Source organism: Plantactinospora sp. GCM10030261 (assembly GCF_042666615.1).
Taxonomy (GTDB): Bacteria; Actinomycetota; Actinomycetes; order Mycobacteriales; family Micromonosporaceae; genus KBS50.
In genome coordinates, this window is the sequence record NZ_JBHTDD010000001.1 from 677,949 (window position 1) to 702,801 (window position 24,853).

The 24,853-nt window shown below is 71.8% G+C and carries 19 protein-coding genes; 12 read left to right on the forward strand and 7 right to left on the reverse strand.

Annotation, left to right across the window (positions count from 1 at the left end; genetic code table 11):
• Window positions 1-93: 93 nt before the first annotated feature.
• Window positions 94-2,076 carry a TIGR03960 family B12-binding radical SAM protein gene (locus tag ACFQUZ_RS03400; protein WP_377437422.1) on the reverse strand — a complete coding sequence of 661 codons (1,983 nt, stop codon included), beginning with the start codon at window positions 2,074-2,076 and terminating at the stop codon, window positions 94-96.
• Window positions 2,077-2,206: 130 nt separating this feature from the next.
• On the opposite strand from ACFQUZ_RS03400, the gene ACFQUZ_RS03405 reads away from it, so the two are divergent.
• Together ACFQUZ_RS03405 and ACFQUZ_RS03410 are read left to right on the forward strand one after the other, a co-directional pair.
• Window positions 2,207-3,661: a hypothetical protein gene (locus ACFQUZ_RS03405; protein WP_377437424.1), complete on the forward strand. Its 1,455-nt coding sequence runs from the start codon at window positions 2,207-2,209 to the stop codon at window positions 3,659-3,661.
• A gap of 89 nt (window positions 3,662-3,750) precedes the next feature.
• A complete protein-coding gene (locus tag ACFQUZ_RS03410) occupies window positions 3,751-5,223 on the forward strand; it encodes a cryptochrome/photolyase family protein (RefSeq protein WP_377437426.1) in 1,473 nt (490 codons plus the stop codon).
• Window positions 5,224-5,243: 20 nt separating this feature from the next.
• On the opposite strand, the gene ACFQUZ_RS03415 is transcribed toward ACFQUZ_RS03410, so the two are convergent.
• Together ACFQUZ_RS03415 and ileS are read right to left on the reverse strand one after the other, a co-directional pair.
• A complete protein-coding gene (locus tag ACFQUZ_RS03415) occupies window positions 5,244-5,924 on the reverse strand; it encodes a lysophospholipid acyltransferase family protein (protein WP_377437427.1) in 681 nt (226 codons plus the stop codon).
• A 59-nt stretch (window positions 5,925-5,983) separates the two neighbouring features.
• Complete coding sequence (gene ileS / locus ACFQUZ_RS03420; RefSeq protein ID WP_377437428.1) at window positions 5,984-9,139, reverse strand: isoleucine--tRNA ligase; 3,156 nt, start codon at window positions 9,137-9,139, stop codon at window positions 5,984-5,986.
• A gap of 316 nt (window positions 9,140-9,455) precedes the next feature.
• Between ileS and ACFQUZ_RS03425 the strand changes: the two genes are divergently transcribed.
• The 8 genes from ACFQUZ_RS03425 to ACFQUZ_RS03460 all read left to right on the forward strand — a co-directional run bounded on the left by ACFQUZ_RS03425 (window position 9,456) and on the right by ACFQUZ_RS03460 (window position 16,866).
• Window positions 9,456-10,487 carry an ArsR/SmtB family transcription factor gene (locus ACFQUZ_RS03425; RefSeq protein WP_377437429.1) on the forward strand — a complete coding sequence of 344 codons (1,032 nt, stop codon included), beginning with the start codon at window positions 9,456-9,458 and terminating at the stop codon, window positions 10,485-10,487.
• Window positions 10,488-10,546: 59 nt separating this feature from the next.
• On the forward strand, window positions 10,547-11,554 hold the full coding sequence (locus tag ACFQUZ_RS03430; protein WP_377437430.1) for an ATP-binding cassette domain-containing protein: 1,008 nt from the start codon (window positions 10,547-10,549) through the stop codon (window positions 11,552-11,554).
• An 11-nt stretch (window positions 11,555-11,565) separates the two neighbouring features.
• On the forward strand, window positions 11,566-12,324 hold the full coding sequence (locus tag ACFQUZ_RS03435; protein ID WP_377437432.1) for an ABC transporter permease: 759 nt from the start codon (window positions 11,566-11,568) through the stop codon (window positions 12,322-12,324).
• Window positions 12,325-12,335: 11 nt separating this feature from the next.
• Window positions 12,336-13,124 carry an ABC transporter permease gene (locus tag ACFQUZ_RS03440; protein WP_377437434.1) on the forward strand — a complete coding sequence of 263 codons (789 nt, stop codon included), beginning with the start codon at window positions 12,336-12,338 and terminating at the stop codon, window positions 13,122-13,124.
• A 147-nt stretch (window positions 13,125-13,271) separates the two neighbouring features.
• Window positions 13,272-14,483: an acyltransferase family protein gene (locus tag ACFQUZ_RS03445; RefSeq protein ID WP_377437436.1), complete on the forward strand. Its 1,212-nt coding sequence runs from the start codon at window positions 13,272-13,274 to the stop codon at window positions 14,481-14,483.
• Between the two features lie 198 nt (window positions 14,484-14,681).
• Complete coding sequence (locus ACFQUZ_RS03450) at window positions 14,682-15,122, forward strand: carboxymuconolactone decarboxylase family protein (RefSeq protein ID WP_377437438.1); 441 nt, start codon at window positions 14,682-14,684, stop codon at window positions 15,120-15,122.
• Entirely contained in the window at window positions 15,119-16,006 is an 888-nt protein-coding gene (gene sigJ / locus ACFQUZ_RS03455; protein ID WP_377437439.1) for an RNA polymerase sigma factor SigJ, read from the forward strand. Before ACFQUZ_RS03450 ends, sigJ begins: the two co-directional genes overlap by 4 nt.
• A gap of 44 nt (window positions 16,007-16,050) precedes the next feature.
• A complete protein-coding gene (locus ACFQUZ_RS03460; RefSeq protein WP_377437441.1) occupies window positions 16,051-16,866 on the forward strand; it encodes a hypothetical protein in 816 nt (271 codons plus the stop codon).
• A gap of 132 nt (window positions 16,867-16,998) precedes the next feature.
• On the opposite strand, the gene ndk is transcribed toward ACFQUZ_RS03460, so the two are convergent.
• Window positions 16,999-17,424, reverse strand: coding sequence for a nucleoside-diphosphate kinase (ndk, locus tag ACFQUZ_RS03465; RefSeq protein ID WP_377437443.1), 426 nt, complete (start codon window positions 17,422-17,424; stop codon window positions 16,999-17,001).
• 335 nt (window positions 17,425-17,759) lie between these two features.
• Here ndk and ACFQUZ_RS03470 point away from each other — a divergent pair, with 335 nt between their 5' ends.
• Window positions 17,760-19,595 (forward strand): VOC family protein, encoded by a 1,836-nt coding sequence (locus ACFQUZ_RS03470; protein WP_377437444.1) that lies wholly within the window; start codon window positions 17,760-17,762, stop codon window positions 19,593-19,595.
• On the opposite strand, the gene ACFQUZ_RS03475 is transcribed toward ACFQUZ_RS03470, so the two are convergent.
• From ACFQUZ_RS03475 to ACFQUZ_RS03485, 3 genes are all read right to left on the reverse strand, one after another.
• Complete coding sequence (locus ACFQUZ_RS03475; RefSeq protein ID WP_377437446.1) at window positions 19,592-19,981, reverse strand: DUF4233 domain-containing protein; 390 nt, start codon at window positions 19,979-19,981, stop codon at window positions 19,592-19,594. The genes ACFQUZ_RS03470 and ACFQUZ_RS03475 overlap by 4 nt on opposite strands.
• Window positions 19,978-21,249 carry a bifunctional folylpolyglutamate synthase/dihydrofolate synthase gene (locus tag ACFQUZ_RS03480; RefSeq protein ID WP_377437511.1) on the reverse strand — a complete coding sequence of 424 codons (1,272 nt, stop codon included), beginning with the start codon at window positions 21,247-21,249 and terminating at the stop codon, window positions 19,978-19,980. The genes ACFQUZ_RS03475 and ACFQUZ_RS03480 overlap by 4 nt, the downstream gene beginning before the upstream one ends.
• A 74-nt stretch (window positions 21,250-21,323) precedes the next feature.
• Window positions 21,324-23,942: a valine--tRNA ligase gene (locus ACFQUZ_RS03485; protein ID WP_377437448.1), complete on the reverse strand. Its 2,619-nt coding sequence runs from the start codon at window positions 23,940-23,942 to the stop codon at window positions 21,324-21,326.
• 69 nt (window positions 23,943-24,011) lie between these two features.
• Here ACFQUZ_RS03485 and ACFQUZ_RS03490 point away from each other — a divergent pair, with 69 nt between their 5' ends.
• Complete coding sequence (locus tag ACFQUZ_RS03490; RefSeq protein WP_377437450.1) at window positions 24,012-24,719, forward strand: hypothetical protein; 708 nt, start codon at window positions 24,012-24,014, stop codon at window positions 24,717-24,719.
• Window positions 24,720-24,853 lie beyond the last annotated feature (134 nt).

A 24,853-nucleotide genomic window follows, 5' to 3' on the forward strand; every position in this document is an offset into this window, starting at 1 on the left:
CCTCACGTTGCGCCTACCTGTCCCCCCATCCTGACGCAGCGGTGGACCGGAAGCCCACCCGGGCCAGCCCGACCGCTCAGGCGCGCCGGCGGGTCAGGAATGGCCGGACGGGACACGCAACCCGCCAACGGGGGTGAGCGGCAGCAGCTTCCTCCCGGTGGGGCCGATCTGGATCTCCGTGTCCATCGCCGGGCAGACGCCGCAGTCGAAACACGGGGTCCACCGGCAGTCGTCCTGCTCGTACTCGGACAGGGAGTCCTGCCAGTCCTGCCAGAGCCAGTCCTTGTCCAGCCCGGAGTCCAGGTGGTCCCAGGGCAGCACCTCCAGCTCGTCCCGCTCCCGGCTGGTGAACCAGTCGAGGTCCACGCCGTAGGCCGGCAGGGTCTCCGCCGCCGCGTCCACCCAACGCTGGTAGGAGAAGTGCTCGCTCCAGCCGTCGAACCGGCCGCCGTTCTCCCACACCCGCCGGATCACCGCGCCGACCCGACGGTCGCCGCGGGACAGCAGTCCCTCGATCAGGGACGGCTCGCCGTCGTGGTAGCGGTAACCGATCGCCCGGCCGAGCGACCGGTCACTGTTGATGGCCTGCTTGAGCAGCTTGAGTCGGTGGTCGATGACCTCCGGGCGATCCATCGCGGCCCACTGGAACGGGGTATGCGGCTTGGGCACGAAACCGCCGATGGAGACGGTGCACCGGATGTCCTTGGAGCCGGTCGCCGCCCGGCCGGCCCTGATCACCTCGTGCGCCATGTCGGCGATCTCGAGGACATCCTCGTCCGTCTCGGTGGGCAGACCGCACATGAAGTAGAGCTTCACCTGCCGCCACCCGTTGGTGTAGGCGGTGACCACGGTACGGATGAGGTCTTCCTTCGACACCATCTTGTTGATCACCTTGCGGATCCGCTCCGACCCGCCCTCGGGGGCGAAGGTCAGGCCGGTCCGCCGTCCGTTGCGGGACAGCTCCTGGGCAAGGTCGATGTTGAAGGCGTCCACCCGGGTCGAGGGCAGGGACAGCGAGACGTTCGTCCCCTCGTACTGCTCGGCCAGGCCGGAGCACATGTCACCGATCTCGGAGTGGTCGGCCGAGGAGAGCGACAGCAGGCCGACCTCGGAGAAGCCGGAGAACTCCAGACCCTCCTGCACCATCTGACCGACCGTGGTGATGGACCGCTCCCGGACCGGCCGGGTGATCATGCCGGCCTGGCAGAACCGGCAGCCCCGCGTGCAGCCGCGGAAGATCTCCACGGCGTACCGTTCATGCACGGTCTCGGCCAGCGGCACCAGCGGCTTCTTCGGGTACGGCCAGGCGTCCAGGTCCATCGTCGTGCGCTTGTGCACGCGGAACGGCACGTCCGCCCGGTTAGGCACGACCCGCTGGATCCGGCCGTCCGGCAGGTAGTCCACGTCGTAGAAGCGCGGCACGTAGACGCTCTCCGTGCGGGCCAGCCGCAGCAGCAGCTCGTCCCGACCGCCCGGCGACCCCTCGTCCTTCCACTGCCGGACGATACCGGTGATCTCCAGGACCGCCTCCTCGCCGTCGCCGAGCACCGCGGCGTCGATGAAGTCGGCGATCGGCTCGGGGTTGAAGGCGGCGTGCCCACCGGCCACGACCACCGGGTGCGCATCGGTCCGGTCGGCGGCCGACAGTGGGATGCCGGCGAGGTCCAGCGCGGTGAGCAGGTTGGTGTAACCGAGTTCGGTGGCGAACGAGATGCCGAACAGGTCGAACTCGCCGACCGGGCGGTGCGCCTCGACGGTGAACTGCGGCACCCCGTGGGTGCGCATCAGGCCCTCCAGGTCCGGCCAGACCGAGTACGTGCGCTCGGCGAGCACGTCAGGCAGCTCGTTGAGCACCTCGTAGAGGATCTGCACGCCCTGGTTGGGCAGGCCCACCTCGTACGCGTCGGGATACATCAACGCCCAGCGGACCGCTGCCGCGTCCCAGTCCTTGACCACCGCGCCCAGTTCGCCGCCAACGTACTGGATCGGCTTGCTGACCTGCGGCAGCAGCTGCTCGAGTTGGGGCCAGACGGAGTTGGCCGCGGAGCTTCCCGCGGCGGCCGGTGCGACGCTCATGATGCCCAAGGGTACGCGCCCGGCCGACCGACGTCGGCAGCCAGCGCCGATGCACGGCCACCGACCCGTGCTGACCGGTGACGTAGCCGACCGGTACTAACCTCGTACGGGCCGAGAGGAGATTGCCGCGATGCCGGAGCCGCAGCCGGGCCCGGGACAGCCTGACCGGGCGCCCACCGGGGCCCCGGCCGAGCCGACGACCGACACCGGAGGTCCCGCCGGTGCGGACAAGGGCGCCGTCGACCGGCCGCCCGGCGGGCCGCCCACCGCCGACCAGCCGCCCGCCGCCGACCGGCCGACCGACGACCCCGGCACCGTCGACCAACCCGGCACCGTCGACCAACCCGGCACCGTCGACCAACCCGGCGCGGCCGACGAGCCGATCGACGAGCCGGACACCGCGGCCCTGCCGCCCCGGTGGACGGGCTCGGCGCCCGTGCCGAGCGCCCCCGCCCGCAAGCGTCGATGGTTGGAGAGCCGGCGGATAGCCGACGAGCCGCCGGACCGACCGAATCCCACCCTCGAACTGCCCACCGGGGAGCGGGAGGCGCTGGAGGACCAGACCCCCGTGGATCCGTGGGCGGACGCCGACCCGTACGGCGGTGTCGACCCGTGGACCCCCCACCCACTGCCGCTGACGCTGCCCTATCCCGTCTCGCCGGATCACCACCCGGCCCACCCGGGGCCACCGGCCCATCCGGCGCCGCCGGCCCACCCGGCCCACCCGGGACCGCCGGCACACCCGGGGCCACCGACCCGTCCGGGCCCTGCGGCGTATCCGGGGCCACCGGCCCATCCGGGCTCCACAGCGCATCCGCCGGTCCATCCGGGTCCGCCGGCGTACCAACCGCCGGTGGCGCCGCCCGGCTCGCCGGCCCATCCGGGCCCAGGGCTGCGACCGACGTCCCCGCCCAGCCCGCCACCAGCGGTTCCGGCCCGCCGGGGCCGGCAGGAACGCCGCCGGGAGCGCCGGGCGGTGTCCGGCCCACCGCCGGGCTGGCATCCCCCCAAGGGGTACGTCGCCGTACCGGTGCGCCGGCGACGCCGCTGGCCCTGGGTGTTCACCCTGCTCACGCTGCTCTGCTGCTGCGCCTGCCCCGGGTGGTTCGGCCGGCCGATGTGGTCGCAGTATCCGGCCAGCGCCGTGGTGCCGGCGGAGGTGGCCGATCTCACCCTGCGCGACGATCCGGCGAGCGAGCGGACCAACCAGCGGCTCAACCAGGACATGCGGGCCGCGCACCCGATCGCCGAACAAACCTTCGCGGGGGTGTACTCGGCGCCCGGCAACAAGCAGGTGACGGTGTTCGGCGCCATCGGTTTCCGGTTCAGCCCCGAGCAGGACGTCACCGACGAGGTGTCCCGGCTGACCGAGACGTACCAGCTCACGCAGGTGCAGTCGGTGCCCGGCGGCGAGCGCGGTGAGCACCGCCGATGCGGCGTCGGGCGGGCCGCGGGCCGTGGCGTCGTGCTGTGCAGCTGGGCGGATCACGGCAGCGTCGGCACCGGACTGTTCACCGGCCGCTCGGTCGAGGACAGCGTCGACCTGCTGCAACGGCTCCGGGAGTCGATGATCGTCCGGGACTGACGGCTACCCGGGAGGTGGCACCCGGACGATCGGGCGACCGCGACACCGAACGGGTCACCCAGAATGCCCCTAACGGGGGACAATGAGGCATGCTGCGGCGCTGGCTCTTCGCTGACCAACTGGGGCAGCACTTCCTCGACGACCCGACTCAGCCGGCCGTGATGATCGAGTCCAAGGCGGTCTTCCGGCGACGGGTCTACCACCGTCAGAAGGCGCACCTGGTGCTGTCGGCGCTGCGACACCGGGCGGCCGAACTCGGCGATCAGGTGGTCTACCTGCGGACGGAGACGTACCGGGACGGGCTGCGCCAGGTCAGCGGACCCCTGGAGGTGTGCCACCCAACCTCCCGGCGGGCGCGCGCCTTGGTCCACGGCCTGCCCGATGTCGCCGTGTTGCCGCCGCGCGGCTTCATCACCGGTCTGGACGACTTCGCCGGCTGGGCGGACCAGCGCCGCGGCGCGTTACGGATGGACGACTTCTACCGGTTCGCTCGACTGCGCCACGGGGTGCTGGTGGTCGGGGACGAGCCGGAGGGCGGCCGGTGGAGCTTCGACGCCGACAGCCGGGAGCCGCCGCCCGGCGATGCCGACCGGTTGGACGTACCGCCACCGCCCGGTATCAGCGAGGACGAGATCGACGCCGAGGTCCGGCACGACCTCGACCGCTGGGAACGCGAGGGCATCCGGTTCGTCGGCCGGGACGGCCCTCGGCTGTTCCCGGCCACCCGGGCCGAGGCGACCGCGCGGCTCACCCATTTCGTCCGCCACCGGCTGACCCCGTTCGGCCCGTACGAGGACGCGATGCTGGCCGCCGACCCGTTCATGGCGCACAGCATGCTGTCGTCGTCGTTCAACCTCGGTCTGCTCGATCCGATGGCCGCGGTTCGGGCCGCCGAGCGGGCGTACCGGACCGGCGCCGCGCCGCTGGCCAGCGTCGAGGGGTTCGTCCGGCAGCTGCTTGGCTGGCGCGACTTCGTCTGGAACCTGTACTGGTACTTCGACGCCGGCTACCGGGACAGTGACCGGTTGCTCGCCATGCGCACGGTGCCGCGCTGGTGGGAGGAGCTGGACGCCGACTCGGTGCGGGCCCGGTGCCTGTCCGACGTGCTCGCCGGGGTCCGCGACCGGGGTTGGGTGCACCACGTTCCGCGACTCATGGTGCTCGGCAACTACGCGTTGCAGCGCGGCTGGCGGCCCGCCGAGTTGGTTGACTGGTTCCATCGCAGCTTCGTGGACGGCTTCGAGTGGGTGATGACGGTGAACGTGGTCGGTATGAGCCAGTTCGCCGACCTGGGTGCCATGAGCACGAAGCCGTACGCCTCCGGTGGTGCGTACCTGAACCGGATGAGCGACTACTGCGGCGGCTGCCGGTACGATCCGCGGCGCCGGGTCGGCGAGAAGGCGTGCCCCTTCACGGCCGGCTACTGGTATTTCCTCGACCGGACCCGGGGCACCCTGCCGCCCAACGCCCGGATGGCGCGCTCGCTCGCCCAACTGGACCGGCTCACGGATCTGGCCCAGGTCAAGGCGCAGGAGAAGCAGCGCGGCGACCGTGCGCCGTGAGCGACCGCCGGCGCCGTGAGCTACGGGCCGGTCGGTTCGGCCCGCCGCGGCGCGTACCGCGGCACGTACTCCTGCCCGGTGAGCTTCTGGATCTCGGCCATCAGCTCGTCCGTGATCGCCCGTAGCGAGCCGCGGTCGTCCGGTCGGCCGGTGAAGTCGAGTGGCTTACCGAACCGCACCACCACGCCGCGCACGCCGGGCCTGGGGTACGGCTGCCCGATGGGTTGGACCTTCTCGGTCCCCGTTACGCCGACCGGGATGATCGGCACGCCGGCGGCCAGGGCGAGCCGGGCCGCCCCGGTGCGTCCCCGGTAGAGCCGGCCGTCCGGTGACCGGGTGCCCTCGGGATAGACCGCCACCAGGTCGCCGGCCTTGAGCACGGGAATGGCCGAGTCGAACGCGGACAGGGCGGCCCGCCCGCCGGCCCGTTCCACCGGGATGGCGCCGAGGCCGTTGAGCACCGACCTGGACACCCAGCCCTTGAAGCCGGTGCCGGTGAAGTAGTCGGACTTGGCCCAGAAGGCGAGGTGTCGGGGCACCACCGCGCCGAGGAACAGTTCGTCGGCGACCGACAGGTGATTGCCGGCGAAGATCGCACCACCCGTGGCCGGGATGTGTTCCAGACCTTCGACGGTGGGCCGCCAGATCCATCGCATCCCGTTCCCGACGGTCAGCTTGCCGACGGTGTAGAGCAGCGGCACGGGTCCTCCGACGGTAACGGGACAGGGGGGCGGTGACAACTTAGCCGACGCCGGCGGGCTCACACCCGCCGGACCGCGACCGTGACCTCATCGTCCTCGCCGGCCACGCCCGCGAAGCCGACCACCGAGCCGGCGAACTCCACCGATTCGGCGAGCACCTCACGGGCCACGAACTCCCGATGCGCCTCGACGGCGGCCCGCACCTCGGCGGAGCCGGCGAGCGTCATCCGGATCCGGTCCGAGACGTCCAGCCCGGCCTCCCTACGGGCCTGCTGCACCACCCGTACCACGTCCCGGGCCAGGCCCTCGGCCGCCAGGTCGGCGGTCACCGTGGTGTCCAGCACCACCACGCCCTCGCCGCCGGGCAGCGGCGCGGAGTGCTCGGCGTCCGCGGCGACCAGGCGCAGTTCGTACTCGCCGTCGGCCAGAGTCACCCCGGCCGCCACCGGGGCACCGTCGACCAGCTCCCAGTCGCCGGCCTTGACCGCCTTGATGACGGCCTGCACCTGCCGGCCCACCCGGGGGCCGAGCGCCCGCGGCACGACCGTCAGCACCTGCTGGCAGTACGCGGCCAGGTCGTCGGTGAACTCCACTCCCTTGACGTTCACCTCGTCGGCGATCAGGTCGGCGAACGGCCGCAGCCGCTCCGCCTCGGGCGACGCGACCACCAGCGACCGCAGCGGCAGCCGTACCCGCAGCCCCTTGGCCTTGCGCAGGGAGAGCGCCGCCGAACAGACGTCCCGGGTCGCGTCCATCGCGGCGACCAGCTCGTGGTCGGCCGGGAACTCGTCGGCGGCCGGCCAGTCGGTCAGATGCACCGACCGCTCGCCGGTCAGCCCCCGCCAGATCTCCTCGGCGGTCAGCGGAGCCAGCGGCGCCAGCACCCGGCACACCGTCTCCAGGACGGTGGACAGGGTGTCGAACGCGTCCCGGTCCCCCGACCAGAACCGGTCCCGCGACCGGCGGACATACCAGTTGGTAAGCGCGTCCAGATATGACCGGACGGTGCCGCAGGCGCCGGAGATGTCGTACGCGTCGAGCTGCCGCTCGGCCTCGGCCACCAGTTCCCGCGTCTTGGCCAGCACGTACCGGTCCAGCAGATGACCCGAGTCGACCCGACGCCGGGCGGTGTACCCCTCCGCGTTGGCGTACAGCGAGAAGAAGTACCAGACGTTCCACAGCGGCAGCAGCACCTGGCGCACCGAGTCCCGGATCGCCGCCTCGCTGACGACCACGTCGCCGCCCCGCAGCACCGGCGAGGCCATCAGCGTCCAGCGCATGGCGTCCGAGCCGTACCTGTCGAACATCTCGTAGACGTCCGGGTAGTTGCGCAGACTCTTGGACATCTTCCGGCCGTCGTCGCCGAGCACGATGCCGTGCACCACGGCGTTGCGGAACGCCGGCCGGTCGAACAACGCGGTGGCCAGCACGTGCGTGGTGTAGAACCAGCCGCGCACCTGCGGCAGGTACTCCACGATGAAGTCGCCCGGATAGTGGTCCTCGAACCACTCCGCGTTCTCGAACGGGTAGTGCACCTGGGCGAACGGCATCGAGCCGGACTCGAACCAGCAGTCCAGCACCTCCGGCACCCGGCGCATGGTGGACCGCCCGGTCGGGTCGTCCGGGTTCGGCCGGGTCAGCTCGTCGATGCCCGGCCGGTGCAGGTCGGTGACCCGGACACCGAAGTCGCGTTCCAGGTCGGCAAGCGACCCGTACACGTCGATCCGGGGATACCGCGGATCGTCGGAGCGCCACACCGGGATCGGTGAGCCCCAGAACCGGTTCCGGCTGATCGACCAGTCCCGCGCGCCGGCCAGCCAGTTGCCGAACGAGCCGTCCCGCACGTGCCCGGGGATCCAGTTGATCTCCCGGTTCAGCTCCACCATCCGGTCGCGGAACCTCGTCACCGCCACGAACCACGACGAGACCGCCTTGTAGACCAGCGGCGTGTCGCAGCGCCAGCAGTGCGGGTACGAGTGGGTGTAGGTGTCCTGCCGCAGCACCACCCCCCGCTCCTTGAGTTCCCGGATCACCGGCTTGTTGACGTCGAAGACCTGCTCCCCGGCGTACGGCGGGACCAGCGCGGTGAACCGGGTGTGGTCGTCGACGGTCACGATGGTCGGGATGCCGGCGGCGGTGCAGGCGTTCTGGTCCTCCTCGCCGAAGGCCGGCGCCAGATGCACGATCCCGGTGCCGTCCTCGGTGGTCACGAATTCGGCGCCGAGCACCTGGTACGCGTTCTCCCCGGCCTTCTCGACCAGGAAGTCGTAGAGCGGGGTGTAGCGGCGACCCACCAGGTCCCGGCCGGACACGGTGCCGACCCGCTGGTAGCCCTCCAGTTCCTTCGCGTACGCCTCGACCCGCGCCGCACCGACGACGTACCGGGCGTCGTCCTTCTCCAGCACCGCGTACTCGATGTCCGGGCCGACGGCCAGCGCCAGGTTGGACGGCAGGGTCCACGGCGTGGTGGTCCACACCCCGAGCCGGACCGGCCCGCGTACCAGCTCCGGCACGTCAGCCCCCGCGTCGGCGACGGAGACGTCGAACCAGACCGTGAGCGTCGGGTCGTGCCGGTCCCGGTAGACGTCGTCCATCCGGGTCTCGGTGTTCGACAGCGGCGTCTCGCAGCGCCAGCAGTACGCCAGCACCCGGAAACCCTCGTAGACCAGACCCTTGTCGTGCAGGGTCTTGAAGGCCCACATGACGCTTTCCATGTAGTCCAGGTCGAGGGTCTTGTAGTCGTTGGCGAAGTCGACCCACCGGGCCTGCCGGTTGACGTATCGCTCCCAGTCCTGGGTGTAGGTCAGCACCGACGTGCGGCAGGCGTCGTTGAACGTCCGCACCCCGAGCTTGAGGATCTCGGCCTTCGTGGTGATGCCGAGCTGCTTCTCCGCCTCCACCTCGGCCGGCAGCCCGTGGCAGTCCCAGCCGAACCGCCGGTCCACCCGGCGCCCGCGCATCGTCTGGTAGCGCGGCACCACGTCCTTGGCGTACCCGGTCAGCAGGTGTCCGTAATGCGGCAACCCGTTGGCGAACGGCGGCCCGTCGTAGAACACGTACTCGTTGTCGCCGTTGTCCCCGGCTGGCCGTTGCTCGACGCTGGCCTCGAAGGTCTTGTCGGCGGTCCAGTGCTCCAGCACCCGCCCCTCGACCGCGGGCAGGTCGGGGCTCGCCGCCACGCCGGCGGCGCCGTGGTCGTGCATCGGATAGGCCATCGCGGGTCGCTCTCCTCGGCAGGTCACTCGTCGTGGTCTGCGAGGACGAGCCACCGAGTACGCCTTCCGGCTCCCGACGGCCCGCGGTACCACCCCGCTTGGCGGTCAGCTTCGACCGCCCGCTCGTTGGCCGGCTGTGACGGGCCGGACCCGTCCGGTTCTAGTGAGCCGGTCGCCCGGCCGTTCTTCCGGAGGCTCGCCGGTGATGGCCGGGTCGTCGCCGTGCTCAAGGATACTCGACGCCTCTCGGCACGCCCGGTTCGCGGGCGCGCCGCCGACGACGGATGCCCACGCCGAACGGCGGTAGGCTGCCGACGTGATCCGGATCGAGCTGGACGAGCCGACCCTGGCCCGGACCAGGATCGCCATCAGCCCGATCTGGGAGGTGATGGCCAGCCTCTGCCTGCTGCACAGCAATCCGGGCGCCCTGCCGTGGCCGTACACGGGGTGGGCTCGGCACGCCCGGCAGGTGCTCGCCGAGGCGCCGGCGACCATACCGGCCCGGACGTTTGTGACGCCGGAGGGCTGGCACCCGGACTTCCTGACCCCGGTCCCGTCGACACCGGCCGCGACCCTGACCGAGGAGTTGGCGGTCGTCCGGGCCACCCCACCGGACGTGATCGCCACGCAGCTGCTCCGGTACCGCCGCGCGGGGGACCTGCCGGCGTGGCTGCGCCCGTTCACCACTGACCGGCAGGCCGCGCTGGACCGCTACGCCGATGGCGTCCAGGCGTACTGGGACGCGGTCATCGCGCCGTGGTGGCCGGCCATGCGGGCAGCGCTGGACGAGGAGGTGCTGCACCGAGCGCGGGCGCTCGCCGCCGCCGGACCGGACGCGCTACTGGCCGATCTGCATGAGCGGGTGCGCTGGGAGCGGCCAGTGCTGACTCTGGTCAAGCCGCTGGAGCACCGTTTCCGGGCAGCCGACCAGCGGCTGCTGCTGATCCCATTGATCTTCTCGCGGGGTGCGCTGGCCTGCTCCACGGACCACCCGGAGATCGTGTCCGTCTCCTACCAGGCCCGAGGGTCCGCTGTGTTGGCGGACCGCCCCCCGAACGGCAGGAACACCGACGTCGACGGGGTCGTCGCGACGGACCGGCTGGCCATCCTGGTGGGCCGGGGCCGGGCCGCGGTACTGCGGTCCCTGGTCCGGCCCGCCACCACGGCGGGGCTTGCCGCCACCCTCGGCCTGGCGCCCAGCACGGTGTCCGAGCACCTCGCCGCCCTGCTCGCCGCCGGAGTGGTGCACCGCCGCCGGGCCGGGCGACGGGTGTTGTACGGCCTGGAACCTGCGGGAACGGCGCTGGTCACCCTGGTCGACGCCGAGCCTGTCACCGCCTCCGCCTGAGGATTCGGGGAACGCCGAATCCGTTCCCCGGCCACACGGCCCGGCCTACCGTGCCGACCATGCCAGAGCACACCATCGAGGCGGTCGGGCTGCGCCGCACCTACCGTAGCCGCACCGGCTGGCTGCGACCCCGACGCCGGGAGGTGGAGGCGGTCCGCGGCGTCGATCTCGACGTCCGGCGGGGCGAACTGTTCGGTCTGCTCGGCCCGAACGGCGCCGGCAAGACGACCACCATCAAGATGCTCAACACGCTGCTCATCCCCACCGCCGGCACCGCCCGGATCTGCGGTCTCGACGTGGTCCGGCAGACCTGGCAGGTTCGCCGCCGGATCGGTTACGTGTTCGGCGGAGACCGCGGACTGTACGACCGGCTCTCCGCCCGGGACAACCTGCGCTACTTCGCCGAGCTGTACGGCGTACCGCCGCGGGAGCAGGGCCGTCGGATCGCCGAGCTGCTGGACCTGGTCGGGCTGGCGGGTCGGGAGAACGAGCGGGTGGAGGCCTATTCGCGTGGCATGCGGCAGCGGTTGCACATCGCCCGGGGTCTGTTGCACTCCCCCGAGGTGCTGTTTCTCGACGAGCCGTCGATCGGGGTGGACCCGGTGGCGGCCCGGGAGTTGCGGCAGACCGTGGCCGGGCTCTCCGCGACCGGCACCACGGTGCTGCTGACCACCCACTACATGGCCGAGGCCGACGAGCTGTGCGACCGGATCGCGGTCATCGCCGAGGGCCGGATCCAGGCCCTCGGGACACCCGCCGAGCTCAAGCACGCCGCCGACGGCCGCCGGGTGCTGGAGGTCGAGGCGTACGGGGTTGCCGACGACCAGGTGGCCGCGATCCATCGGCTGCCCGGCGTCCGGGAAACCAGCCTCGATGTCGTGGGTGCCGCGCAGCTGCTGAGCGTCCAGTCGGACGCGACCGCCGACGTGCAGTCGGAGGTGTTGGCCGCGTTGGCCGGAGTGCGGCTCGGCCGGGTCACCGCCCGGCAGCCGACCCTGGAGGACGCGTACGTGACGATCGTCAACCGGGCGGCGGACCGACCGGAACCGGCGGCTTCGCCGGCATGAGGACGCTGCGCATGATCGTCGTGGGCGCGACGCTGCACACCAAGCACCAGAGCCGGTCGTCGCTTGAAGTCACCATCGCGGTACTGGTGCCGATGGTGCAGGCCACCCTCGCGGTGTACCTGTTCCGCGCCGGCACCGAGCCGCACACCCTGTTGCAGGCCGCGGTCGGCGCCGGCCTCATGGGGGTCTGGTCGTCGGTGCTGTTCGGTTCCGGCGGAGCCATCCAGAACCAGCGCTGGCAGGGCACCCTTGAAATGATCATGTTGGCTCCCCGGCCGCCCGCGCTGGTCATCCTGCCGATCACCCTGGCGACCGCGGTGACCGGCACGTACGCGATGATCGCGACCCTGGCGTGGGGCCGGTTGCTGTACGGCATCCGGCTGGACTTCGTCGACCCGGTGGCGTTCGCCGTGGCCGTACCGGTCTGCGTGCTCGCGCTGGGCATGTTCGGTCTGCTGCTGGCCGCCGCCTTCGTCCTGCTGCGCAACGCGAACGCGCTGGCCAACACGCTGGAGTATCCGGTGTGGCTGGTCTCCGGGATGCTGGTGCCGATCTCCGTGCTGCCGGCCTGGACCAATCCGCTCGCCGCCGCGCTGCCCACCACCTGGGGAGCCCAGGCGGTCCGCGAGGCGGCCGTCGGAGGCGGTCCCGTCTGGCCCTCGCTGGGAGTCTGCCTGGCGGTCAGCGCCGGATACCTGGGCCTCGGCGCGATCCTGATGACCCGCATGGAACGGCGGGCCCGGGCGGCCGCCACCCTGGCGCTGGCGTGAGGAGCACGGAGATGACCGCACAGTTCCGGCTCGTCGGCCTCGGCGGAGTGATCGCCTACCGGGCGCTGTTCAACTGGACCACCCCCGCGATGTATGTGGGCACCTTGCTCGTCGGCCCGATCCTGCAACTGTTGTTCTTCGCCTACCTGGGCCGCCAGCTCGGCGTCGCCGACGATCGCTGGTTCCTCGTCGGGAACGCGGTGCTGGCCGTCTCGAAGTCCTGCGTCTTCGGCGGCACGATGGCCGTGGCGAACGAGCGTCGCTACGGCACCCTCGGGCACGTGCTGCTGTCCCCCCGCAGCCGGACCGCCGTGTTCCTCGGTCGCGCGCTGCCGTACGCGGGCAACGGTCTGCTCATCGCCGCCAGCACGCTTACCGTCGGCGCGCTCCTGCTCGGCCTGCGGATCCCGCCTTCGGCGCTGCCGGGCCTGGCCCTGACGATGGCCGCCGCCTCGCTCGCCGGCGCCTTCTTCGGTCTCGTGCTCGGCGCGCTCGGCCTGCGGTTCCGCGACGTGTGGCTGGTCTCCAACGTCTCGATCGCGTTGTTACTGCTGCTCACCGGGGTGAACGTGCCGGCGGACCTGCTGCCGGCCGGCATGCGCGCCGCCGGCGAGTTGCTGCCGATCACCCACGCCGCCGAGGCCGCCCGTCGTCTGGTCGCCGGGGAGGGCCTGGCCGCCGCGCTACCCGCGCTCACCGCCGAGCTGCTCGTCGGCACGGCGTACGCGGTGCTCGCCGTCGTCCTGCTCAAGGTGTTCGAGGCGGAAGGCCGGCGGCACGCCTCGCTGGACGCGCTCTGACGGGGGTGGTGGGATTCGCCAGGCGGACCCCACCAGGGTCGGCGCGTCTACGCCCGCTCGGCCAGCGCGCGACCCGCGTGCTGGCCGAGCGGTGGCATCGGGCTTGACTGCCTCGACCGCCTCCCGGAGACTTCGCCGGTGCGTCCGATGAGCTATGACGAATACCGAGCGCTGCGGCGATTTCCGGCTCTGGACGGTCTTCGGGCCGTCGCCGCCGTCATCGTCTTCGCCTTCCACTTCGGTGGCCCCCACTGGCGGTGGGTGACCGGCTGGATCGGCGTGCACCTGTTCTTCGTACTCTCGGGCTTCCTGATCACGACGCTGCTGCTGCGCGAGGAGGAGCGGTACCGGCGGATCTCGCTCCGGGCCTTCTACCTCCGTCGATCATTCCGGATCATGCCGGTCTACTTCGTGGTGCTCGCCGGCACCTGGGCGCTCGCCCACCTCCGGGGTGGCGGGGAAGCGGTGGAACGCGCGCTCCCGTACTACCTGCTGTTCCTCAACGAGATGGGCGCGACCGGGCCGTTCATCCACTCCTGGACGATCGGCATCGAGCAGAAGTTCTACCTGGTCTGGCCGGCCCTCGCCTTCGTCCTGGTGGTCGGCGCGTTCCGGCGCCGGCTCGGCGTGACGCTCGGGCTGATCGCCCTGCTGGTCGTCGCCATCCCGCCGGACATCGCCTGGCTGAGCTGGCCGATCCACTACGTGGCGATCCTGCTCGGCTGCCTGGTCGCCATCGTGCTGCACAACCCCCGGGGATTCGCGCTGGCCCGGCCGCTCACCCACCCCGTCACGGCCACCGCGGTGGTGCTGGCCTTCACCGCGTTCCACCTGGCGATGGCGTACTGGCCGGCGGCGCTGGGCCAGGAGGCGCAGATCGGCGTGTACGCGGCGGGGGCGGCTCTCCTGCTGCCCGCCCTGTTGGCCCGGCACCCGGTGAGTTGGCTGCTCGGCAGCCGTCCGATGGTCTTTGTCGGGGAGCGGTCATACTCGCTCTACCTCGTGCAGATCATGGCCGCTACCACCGTGTCCGCGCTGGTCCCGGCCATCGCCCAGCACGGCACCCGGTACCTCGTGGTCGTCGTTTTCGTCGGACTGCTGGCGGCGGATCTGCTCTACCGCTGGGTGGAGTTGCCGATGATCGAGGTGGGCCGACGGCTGGCCGCCCGGCAACGCCGGGTCGACCCGGGCGACGTCACACCGCCCCGTACCGTCCCCGCCGCACCCGCCGAGGAGGCACGGCCGGCGATCCCGCGCCCGACCGGGCCCTCCAGCGCCGAACCGGACAGGCCCTCGATCCCGCCCTCGGCCGGCGACACCACCGTGCGCGAGGAACGGGTGACGCCCGCGAGCCGATGATCCGCCGGCCGCCGCGGCCGGATGGCGCCGGCCGGTTCGTCCACCCGCCGCCCTGATGACGCGGCCGGTTCGCCCACCCGCCGCCCGGGATGACCGTCGTCACAGTCGCCGTCCGTCACGCCGAGCGGCAGCGTCCCCGTCGTACCCGTGTCGGCTCAGTCAACGTCGGCAGTCGTCGGCACGGAACGGGAGGATGTCATGCGCGAGCGGATGAACGTGGCCGAGGTGGCCCCCGATGCGTACCGGGCGGTGCTCGGACTGGAGAAGTACGTCCACGCGAACCTCGACCGCACGCTGTACTACCTGGTGAAGATGCGCGCCTCGGTCATCAACGGGTGCGCGTTCTGTGTGGACATGCACAGCCAGGACGCGGAGCAGGCCGGCGAGTCGGTGCGCCGGCTGTTCGCCGTCTCCACCTGGCGGGAGGCCCCCTTCTTCACCGAGCGGGAACGCGCGGCGCTGGCCCTCACTGACGAGGTGACCCGGCTCGGCGAACACGGCGTCTCCGACGAGGTGTGGGACACGGCGGCCAAACACTTCGCCGAGAAGGAGCTTGCCGACCTGCTCGTCGCGATCGCCACAATCAACGTGTGGAACCGGATCGCGGTCAGCACCCACAAGCAGCCGATGGACGTGTGACAGCGGAAGAAGCGGCCGAGGCGGCCGGTGCGGTCACCGAGCACCGGCCGCTGCTGCTCGGCCTGGCCTACCGAATGATCGGCAGCCTGCCGGATGCCGAGGACATCCTGCAGGATGCCTACCTGCGGTGGCTGGGCACCGACCGGACCAGGGTGGCGGAGCCGCGACGCTATCTCACCCGGACGGTCACCCGCCTGGCCATCGACCGGCTGCGCGCCCGGCAGGCGGCCCGCGAGACGTACATCGGGCCGTGGCTGCCGGAGCCGGTGCCCACCACCGACGAACCGTTCGGTCCACTCGACCGGGCCGAGCGGCGGGACACGCTGAACCTCGCGTTGTTGCACCTGCTGGAGCGGCTGACTCCGGTGGAACGCGCGGTCTGGCTACTGCACACCGCGTTCGACCTGCCGTACGCGGAGATCGCCGAGATCCTGGACCGGACCCCGGAAGGCTGCCGCCAACTGCACCACCGCGCCGCCGCCCGACTCGCCCGCGGTCGGGCCCGCTTCACCGCCGAGCCCGCCGAGCAGGAACGGCTGCTCGGCGCGTTTCTCGCCGCCGCCCGGGACGGCGACCTGCGGGCGTTGACCGCCCTCGTCGCCGCGGACGCGACGGCCTGGACAGACGGTGGCGGCAGGGTCAAGGCGGCCCGCAACCCGGTGGTCGGCGCTGACCGGATCGCCAGGTTCTTCGCGGGCATCCTCGACCCGGTGCGCGCGGCCAGCCGGCTCACCCCGATCGAGGTCAACGGCTGGCCCGCGGTGCTCGTCCAGCAGCGCAGCGGAAGCCGGTACGTGCTCACCGTGGCGGCCGCCGCGGGCCGGATCACGAATATCTACCTGATCGGCAACCCGGACAAGGTCCCGGTCATCGGCGGAACCTGAGCTGATCTACAGTCGCCGGACGAGATCGGTTTCGGGGAGGGTCCGTGCGCCTGTGTCGCCTGGTCGCCGCCGTGGCGGCCGTTGTCGTCCTTTCCGCGTGTGGCTCGACCGGAGGCGTCGACCGGCCCGCGCCGACCGGCGAGCCGGCCGCCTCGGCGAGCCCGAGCCCCCGGGAGCCGCGACCGGAGCACGACGAGGCGGCAGTGGCGGCGGCCGTCCGGCGTGCCGTCACACCCCTGGCGCCCCCGAGCAAGGTCGACGAGACCGGTTACGAGGCGGGGACCCGCCGGCAGGCGCAGGTCAGCCTGTGCGACGCGGCCAAGCCGCTCTTCGCACCCCCGAACTACGCCGCCACCATCGACCTCCGGTCCTTCTACAGCGTGGGGGCGACAAGCAAACCGGCGGCGTTCCGCAGCGGTGGGCAACACGCCGAGGCGGTGGGAACCCTCCGGGTCACCGCCACCCCGCTGGCCGAGACCGAGAAGCCGTTCCGGCTGCTCGCGGACAAGCCGTGCCGGGGCGGGGCCACCCATACGATCACCGAACCGCTGCTCGGCACCATCGGCTACCGGACGACCACCGAGAAGGCGTCGGTCGGCACGTCGCCCGCCTTCGTGATCATCACCACGGCGGACGGCGGCAAGCTCGACAAGTCCGGTTACTACCCGCTCCTCGGACACGTGCGGGTGGTGACCCGACTCGGCGGGCATGTGGTCGTCGCCGAGGTGCTCTGCGCCCGACCCGCCCGTCCCCGGGAGGCCGCGACCGTCACCGCCGACGCCCGGCGCCAGGCCATGGATCTGGCCACCCGGACGGTCAAGGAACTCGCCGCCCTCCCGGTGCCTCCCGCTGCCCGGTAGGCCGGCCCCACCGGCCGTGGCGGCCCGGATCGGTCTCATCGCGCGCTCGGACTGGACCGGCTGGGCGCCGCGGGCCGAACGCCGGGCCAGTCCCGGACCAGCCGGCCCAGCCTTTCCCAGACCGGGAGAAAATCAGCCCAGCTCCGGGAACCAGAGGGCGATCTCCCGCTTGGCGCTGTCCGGCGAGTCGGAGGCGTGCACCAGGTTCTCCCGGTTGGACAGGGACAGGTCGCCGCGGATGGTGCCCGCGGCGGCGCGCCGCCCATCGGTGGCGCCGACCAGGGCCCGGACCACCTCGATCACCTGATCGCCGGAGAGGACCAGGGCGACCAGCGGGCCACCGGTCATGAAGTCCCGGAGCGGCGGGTAGAACGGCTTGTCCAGATGCTCCGCGTAGTGCGCGTCGGCGAGTTCGCCGTCCATCGACCGCAGGACCATCGTGTCGATCGTCAGCCCCTTGCGCTCGAACCGGCCGATGATCTCGCCGATCAGGCCGCGGCGTACCGCATCGGGCTTGATCAGTACGAGTGAGCGCTCGTCCGAGCTGCTGGTCGCCACGCTGTTCCTCCTGCTGGACCGGTCGGGGTTACGAGCCTAGCGAGCGGGTGTTGCCGCCGGTACGCCGGCTCCGCCCGCGACCGCGCCGGGTCGGTCCGCTCCGCCGTGGGTCTGGGGCCGACCGGGTGGGTCGGGCCGGGCAGGCGCCGCGCCTGATGCGCCGGCCGAACCCCATGCCGGCCGAACCCACGCCGGCCGAATCCCACGCCGGCCGGGGCAGCGGCGCGTCCGTGGTGCGGCACGCGGACGCCGGTCTTTTCATTCCAGCCGCGACCGGCCTAGCCTGGCATCAACCAGGGAGGTCCACTGTGGCGAACGGCCGCCAAGTCGCACCTGTGCGCAAGCTCATCGCCGCGGTCCTCGGCACCGTGGCAACCTTCGTGATCCTCTTCGGCGCCGGGATGACCAGTTGGGCGATCGTCGCGGTGGGCGGCGCGCTGCTGGTGCTCGCGATCGCGCTGGTCGCGCTCTCCGCCGTGCGCACCGGCTCGCGAGCCTGGGTCACCGGGTTCGCCCACGTGCACCAGATCACCGAGCCGCCGACCGCGTACGCCTTCGGCCGGGCGGAGCTGCAGATCGTCATCGACGCCCCCGGCCTGCCAGCCCGGTCGGTCAAGGTGATCGACCCGCGGGTACCGGTGGCGAAGTGGCCGACGGTGGGTCAGATGCTCCCCGTGCGGGTGGCAATCGACGACCAGCGACACGTCCGGATCCTGTGGGACGAGGTGCCCACCCACGCCGAGGCCGCCTCCGGCGACGGGCTGCCACCGGACTTCAACGACCCGGGCGCGCTCGACGACGATCTGCTCATCGAGCGGGAGCCCCCGCCGTGGCTGCGCCGCGACCCGGACGACGACTTCCCGGGTCCCGAGTCCGACACCGCCGACCTCTCCGACGAACTCCGCGGCCTGCGTGACGAGCCGGTGGTGATGCGCCAGGGTCCGGGCGGCATGATCGTCCTGGAGGGGACGCTCGTGGAGCCGCCACCGGTCACGCCGCTGCCGCGCCGCCCGCGGCCCGGCCCTCGATCGACGGTACGCGATCCGGAGCTGGCCGGGCGGGTCGACGACGACCGGGCCGAGACCCCGGTGACCGCCGGCGTCGCCGCGAGTGGCGCCGCCCCGGACGAGCCGGCTGCGGGCCACGCTGACCACGTCGGTCCGGCCCCGCACAACGAGCCGGTGGACCACGGTCGCCCGACTGACCGCTCCGGCACGGCTGGTCCCGGCAGCCCGGCTGGTCCCGGCAGCCCGGCTGGTCCCGGCAGCCCGGCTGGTCCCGGCAGCCCGGCTGCCGGCCCCACAGTTCCGAGACCGGCGCGACCGGCCGACGACCTCGACGATTTCGACCTGGACCTGCCGATCGACGAGCCGGCGCCCGGCCGGTCCCGGGACCCTATCGGCACCGCCTCCGGTCCGCCGACCGGGAATGACCCCGCTCCTGGTGGGGATGCGGCCGGAGCCGCCAGAGCCGATTCAGCGATCGACGACCTGGTTCAGGCGTTGGAGGAGCCGCAACCCGCAGCCGCCGAGCACCGGACCGCCCAGGCCACGCCGGACGAGGCCGGCGACACCGCACCCACCGGGGCCGGTGACTCCACACCGGGTGACGACGCCGACCCCACCCCCGATGATGCCCGCGACACCACATCCGGCGAGACGACCGACGCCGAACCGGTTGCCGGGTTCGGTCGGGCCGGCGCCGCCCCGATCGATGTCGGGGCCGTCCCCGGTCCGATGGACGTCGGGGCCGTCCCCGGTCCGCCGACCACCGATGGGCCGATCAGCGGGGTGGGCGTCACGCTGCTCGTCACCAATCTGGACCGGTCCGTCGCCTTCTACCGGGACAAACTCGGCTTCTACGAGATCGACAGCGGCGAGGGCAACGCCGTGCTGGCCTCCGGCGGCACCCGGCTGGTGCTCCGCGCCATCCCGGAGGTCGCGCCGGTCAACCGCCGACTGGTCCACCTCAACCTGGACGTCGGGGACGTCCAGGCGACGTACGAGGATCTGCGCGCCCGCGGTGTGCGGTTCACCTACGCTCCGCGTACGGTCAACCGGGGTCGACGGACCGAGCTGCTGGCGGCGGCGTTCAAAGACCCGGATGGGCACGGCATCGCGTTGACGCAGTGGCGGGAACGCGCGGCGGCGGTGCCCGAGCCGCAAACCTAGGGCACGTCCGGTCTGCGCAGGATGACCCGGCGGATGTGCAGGACGTAGAGCCAGACTCCGCCGAAGATCAGCCCGAGTGCGCCGAGTGACAAGTGCAGCAGCCCGGCGAGCAGCAGCAGACCCTGCACCGCGGTGCCGGCGTGCCACCCCCACGGCCGGCGCAGCAGGCCGGCCGTCACGATCGCGGCCACCGCCAGGCTCACGACCACCGCGATCGTCGGGCCGGTGAGCCCGCCACCGAGGACCCGGAGGGGCTGGATGGCCAGCAGCAGCACCAGCGCCTCCAGGCCGAGCGTCGCGGCGCCCAGCCCGCGCGCGGCGGCCACCGGGTTACGCAGCCCGGACGGCCGACCCGCCGGCTGTCCCGGCTCCCCCCGGTCACTCATCGCTTGAGCAGCCGGCGGGCGTCGGCGACGGTGACCACCGAGCCGGTCACGACGACGCCCACCCCGCTCAGCTCCCCCTCGACCTCGGTCTCGGCGTTCGCCACCGCCGACTCGATCGCGTCCGGCATCTCGGGGGCGATCTCCACCCGGTCCGGTCCGAAGATCTCCCCGGCGATGGTGCCGAGTTCCTCGGCGGGCATTGCCCGGGGCGAGCTGTTCCGGGTGACCACCACGAAGTCGACCACCGGTTCCAGCAACTCCAGCATGCTCGCGGCGTCCTTGTCGGCGAGTACGGCCACCACCGCCACCAGTCGGCTGAACGCGAACTCTTCGCCCAACGCGGTCGCGGTGGCGGCCATGCCCTGCGCGTTGTGCGCCCCGTCGAGCAGGATGGTCGGGGCGGAACGGACCCGCTCCAGCCGGCCCGGCGAACTGGTGGCGGCGAACCCCTCGCGGACCGTCGCCACGTCGAGTTGCCGCTTCGCGCCGGCGCCGAGAAACGCCTCGACCGCCGCGAGCGCCACGGCCGCGTTCTGCGCCTGGTGGGCACCGTGCAGCGGGATGAACACTTCCTCGTACACGCCTCCCAGGCCCTGCAGGGAGAGGACCTGGCCACCGACCGCAACCGCCCGGCGCAGCACCCCGAACTCGCTGCCCTCCCGGGCGATGGTGGCGTTCACCTCGGCACACCGTTCCAGGATCGGCCGCGCCGCCTCTTCCTCCTGGGCGGCGGTGACCACGGTGGCGCCGGCGTGGATGATGCCCGCCTTGGCCAGCGCGATGTCCTCGATCCGGTCGCCGAGCCACTCGGTGTGGTCGAGCCCGATCGGCGTGATCACCGCGACCCCCGCGTTCAGCACGTTCGTCGAGTCCTCGGCGCCGCCGAGTCCCACCTCGACCACCGCGATGTCGACCGGCGCGTCGGCGAACGCGGCGAAGGCGAGCGCGGTCGTCATGTCGAAGTAGGTGAGCGGCTCGTCCGAACGCTGGTCGACAAGCGCGGCCAGCGGCGCCACCTCGCGGTACGTGGCGACGAACCGTTCCTCGCTGACCGGCTCCCCGTCGAGACCGATCCGCTCCCGCACCGTCTCCAGGTGCGGGCTGGTGTAGCGGCCGGTGTGCAGGCCGAACGCGCGCAACAGCGAATCGATCATCCGCGCGGTCGACGTCTTGCCGTTGGTGCCGGTGAGGTGGATCGACGGGTAGGCCCGTTGCGGGCTGCCCAGCAGGTCGAGCAGTTCCTGGATCCGGCTCAGGTCGAAGACCATCCGGGTGAAACCCCGCGTGGACAGCTCCGCCTCGACCCTGGCGTATTCATCGGTCTTGGCGAATTCCGAGTTCGTCACGATCCGAGTGCCTCCAACGCGGCGGTGACCCGGGCCAGGTCGGCCTCGGCGGTCGCCAACCGATCCTTGATCTTCTGGACCACGGCCTCCGGTGCCTTCGCGACGAAGGCCGGGTTGTCGAGCTTGGCGCGGGCCTGGGCGACTTCCTTCTCGGCCGCCGCCCGGTCCTTGGCGAGTCGGGCCCGCTCCGCGCCCACGTCGATCGTGCCCCGGGTGTCCAGCGCGACGCTGACGTCGGCGGTCACCGCCAGGGTCGCCGAGGCCTGGAAGTCTTCGCCCGAGGAGTCGAGGCGGGCCAACGATCGGATCAACGGCTCGTGGCCGGCGATTCCCGCCGCCTCCAGACCGGTGATCCGGGCCACCACCCGTTGCGTCGGGCGCAGGCCCTGGTCGGATCGGAACCGCCGGATCTCGGTGACCACCCGCTGGAGGGTGCCGATCTCCGCCTCGGCCCGGTCGTCCCGCAACGCCGGGTCGGCGGTCGGCCAGGTTTCCCGTTGTACGGTCTCCCGGCCGGTCAGCGCCGTCCACAACTCCTCGGTGACGAACGGGATGACCGGATGCAGCAGCCGCAGCAGCTGGTCGAGCACGTGGCCGAGGACCCGCCGGGTCACCGCCGCCGGGTCACCGCCACCGGCTAGTACCGGCTTCGACAGTTCGACGTACCAGTCGCATACGTCGTCCCAGGCGAAGTGGTAGAGCGTGTCGCAGACCTTGGCGAACTCGTACGCCTCGAACTGCTCGTCCGCCTCGGCCACCACCCGCTGGAGTCGGGACAGGATCCACCGGTCGACCGGACCCAGGTCGGCCGGATCGGGCAGCGGGCCGGCCGTGGTGGCGCCGTTCATCAAGGCGAACCGGGTCGCGTTCCACAGCTTGTTGCAGAAGTTGCGCGAGCCCTGCACCCAGTCCTCGCTGACCGGCACGTCCCCACCCGGGTTGGCGCCGCGGGCCAGGGTGAACCGGGTGGCGTCCGCCCCGTACCGGTCGATCCAGTCGAGCGGGTCAACGACGTTGCCGAACGACTTCGACATCTTCTTGCCGTGCTCGTCACGCACCATGCCATGCAGGGCCACGACGTCGAACGGCTGCCGGCCGTCCATCGCGTACAGGCCGAACATCATCATCCGGGCGACCCAGAAGAACAGGATGTCGTAGCCGGTGACCAGCACACTTGTCGGATAGAACTTGGCCAGGTCGGGGGTCTCCGCCGGCCAGCCCAGGGTGGAGAACGGCCAGAGCGCGCTGGAGAACCAGGTGTCCAGCACATCCTCGTCCTGCTGCCAGCCTGGGCCGGTGGGCGGCTGCTCGTCCGGCCCGACGCAGACGACCTCGCCGGCCGGCCCGTACCAGACCGGGATCCGGTGTCCCCACCACAGTTGCCGAGAGATGCACCAGTCGTGCATGTTGTCGACCCAGGCGAAGTACCGCTTGGCCAGTTCGCCGGGCTCGATCCGGACCCGCCCGTCGCGGACCGCGTCGCCAGCGGCGCGGGCCAGTGGTCCGGTGTTGACGAACCACTGCAGCGACAACCGGGGTTCAACCGTGGTGCCGCAGCGCGAGCAGTGACCGACCGCGTGGTGGTAAGGCCGCTTCTCCGCGGCGATCCGGCCCTCCTCGCGCAGCGCCGCGACGATCGCCGGGCGGGCCTCGAAGCGGTCCAGGCCCTGGAACGGGCCGGGAGCGGTGATCACGCCGCGCTCGTCCATCACGCTGATCGAGGACAGGTTGTGCCGCTGGCCGATCTCGAAGTCGTTGGGATCGTGCGCCGGGGTGACCTTGACCATGCCGGTGCCGAACGCGGGGTCGACGTGCGGGTCGCCGACGATGGGGATCCGCCGGCCGGTCAGCGGCAGCTCCACCTCGGTGCCGATCAGATGCCGGTAGCGCTCGTCGTCCGGATGCACCGCCACGGCGGTGTCTCCCAGCATTGTCTCGGCCCGGGTGGTGGCGACCACCACGTCGTCGCTGTACCGGATCGAGATGAGTTCGCCCTCGTCCTCGGTGTGCTCCACCTCGATGTCCGACAGCGCGGTGAGGCAGCGTGGGCACCAGTTGATGATGCGTTCCGCGCGGTAGATGAGGCCGTCGTCGTACAGCTTCTTGAAGATCGTCTGTACGGCTCGGGACAGGCCCTCGTCCATGGTGAAGCGCTCGCGGTCCCAGTCCACCGAGTCACCGAGACGGCGCATCTGGCCGAGGATCGCGCCACCGGACTCGGCCTTCCACTGCCACACCCGCTCGATGAACTCTTCCCGGCCCAGGTCATGCCGGGACGAACCCTCAGCGGCGAGCTTCCGCTCCACCACGTTCTGGGTGGCGATGCCGGCGTGGTCCATGCCGGGCAGCCACAGCGCCTCGAAGCCCTGCATCCGCTTGCGCCGGATCAGGGCGTCCTGGACCGTGTGGTCCAGGGCGTGACCCATGTGCAGCGAGCCGGTGACGTTCGGCGGCGGGATGACGATGGTGAACGGTGGCTTGTCGCTCTCGGCGGACGCCCGGAAGTGACCGGCCGCTACCCACTGGTCGTACCGCCGTTGCTCCACCTCACCCGGCTGGTACTGGGCGGGCAGCAGGGGTGCTTCCGGTCGCGCGGAGTTCGGTGTCTCGGTCACCCGCAAAGTCTACGAACCGTCTCGCCGGACCTGGCGCGCGCCACCGGCTGTTCGCGTACGGTGGCGGCTATGTCCGACGCAGAGCAGCCGGGGCCGGGCCGCGCCGGGGGGCCGACCCGGGTCGACGTGGTGCCGGCCACTGCCGATGTGCCTCCCGTGGCGGAGGACCAGACCGTCCCCTACCGACCGGAGCCGGAGGATCGGGAACGTCGGCCGTGGTCGCGACGGCGCAAGCTGGCGGTCGGGTCGCTGTCCGTGCTCGGTGCGGCCGCTCTCGCCTTCGGCGGGACGACCGGCTGGCGCGTCGTCCAGCAGAAGGACGCCATGCTGACAGCTCCGGCAGAGGTGGCGGGCCTCCGCCGGGACGACAGTTCCCGCGCTGTGGAGACGGCGGACTACCTACGCACCGCCCTAGCCGCCGACGTGCGGCTGGACAACAGTCTGGGAGTCGTGTACGCGGATCCGGCCGACGCCGGACGCAGCGTCCTGCTGGTCGGCGGTACGACGCTTGTGTGGAGCCCGGAAAGGGTTCTGGACCGGTCGTTCGGCCTGCTCGCCGACGAGGGTGGTCGCGTGTCGGAACTGCGCGAGGTGCCGGCCGGGACGTTCGGTGGGGTGATGAAGTGTGGCTCCGTGCCGTCCGACGGCGATGCGCTGACGGTGTGCGGTTGGGCCGATCACGGAAGTCTCGCCCTGGCCCTTCTTCCCGACCGCGACCCGGACGACTCCGCGGAGTTGCTGCTCCGCATGCGTTCCGACGTACAGACCCGCCAATAGATCGGCTTTACTGTGGAAGTGAGCCACGTACAGCTTTGTGGAAACGCAGTTGAGGGCCACCCTTTACCGGGTGGCCCTCGACTGGATGATTGTCCGGCGGCGTCCTACTCTCCCACACCCTCCCGGGTGCAGTA

Excerpts from the sequence above, each read along its gene's own strand:
- ACFQUZ_RS03440 (WP_377437434.1), top strand. The coding sequence starts at position 12,336 with ATGACCGCACAGTTCCGGCTCGTCGGCCTCGGCGGAGTGATCGCCTAC.
- ACFQUZ_RS03445 (WP_377437436.1), top strand. The coding sequence starts at position 13,272 with ATGAGCTATGACGAATACCGAGCGCTGCGGCGATTTCCGGCTCTGGAC.
- ACFQUZ_RS03435 (WP_377437432.1), top strand. The coding sequence starts at position 11,566 with ATGATCGTCGTGGGCGCGACGCTGCACACCAAGCACCAGAGCCGGTCG.
- ACFQUZ_RS03450 (WP_377437438.1), top strand. The coding sequence starts at position 14,682 with ATGCGCGAGCGGATGAACGTGGCCGAGGTGGCCCCCGATGCGTACCGG.
- ACFQUZ_RS03475 (WP_377437446.1), bottom strand. The coding sequence starts at position 19,981 with ATGAGTGACCGGGGGGAGCCGGGACAGCCGGCGGGTCGGCCGTCCGGG.
- ACFQUZ_RS03405 (WP_377437424.1), top strand. The coding sequence starts at position 2,207 with ATGCCGGAGCCGCAGCCGGGCCCGGGACAGCCTGACCGGGCGCCCACC.
- ACFQUZ_RS03480 (WP_377437511.1), bottom strand. The coding sequence starts at position 21,249 with ATGGTCTTCGACCTGAGCCGGATCCAGGAACTGCTCGACCTGCTGGGC.
- ileS (WP_377437428.1), bottom strand. The coding sequence starts at position 9,139 with ATGGCCTATCCGATGCACGACCACGGCGCCGCCGGCGTGGCGGCGAGC.
- ACFQUZ_RS03430 (WP_377437430.1), top strand. The coding sequence starts at position 10,547 with ATGCCAGAGCACACCATCGAGGCGGTCGGGCTGCGCCGCACCTACCGT.
- ACFQUZ_RS03400 (WP_377437422.1), bottom strand. The coding sequence starts at position 2,076 with ATGAGCGTCGCACCGGCCGCCGCGGGAAGCTCCGCGGCCAACTCCGTC.
- ACFQUZ_RS03490 (WP_377437450.1), top strand. The coding sequence starts at position 24,012 with ATGTCCGACGCAGAGCAGCCGGGGCCGGGCCGCGCCGGGGGGCCGACC.
- ACFQUZ_RS03410 (WP_377437426.1), top strand. The coding sequence starts at position 3,751 with ATGCTGCGGCGCTGGCTCTTCGCTGACCAACTGGGGCAGCACTTCCTC.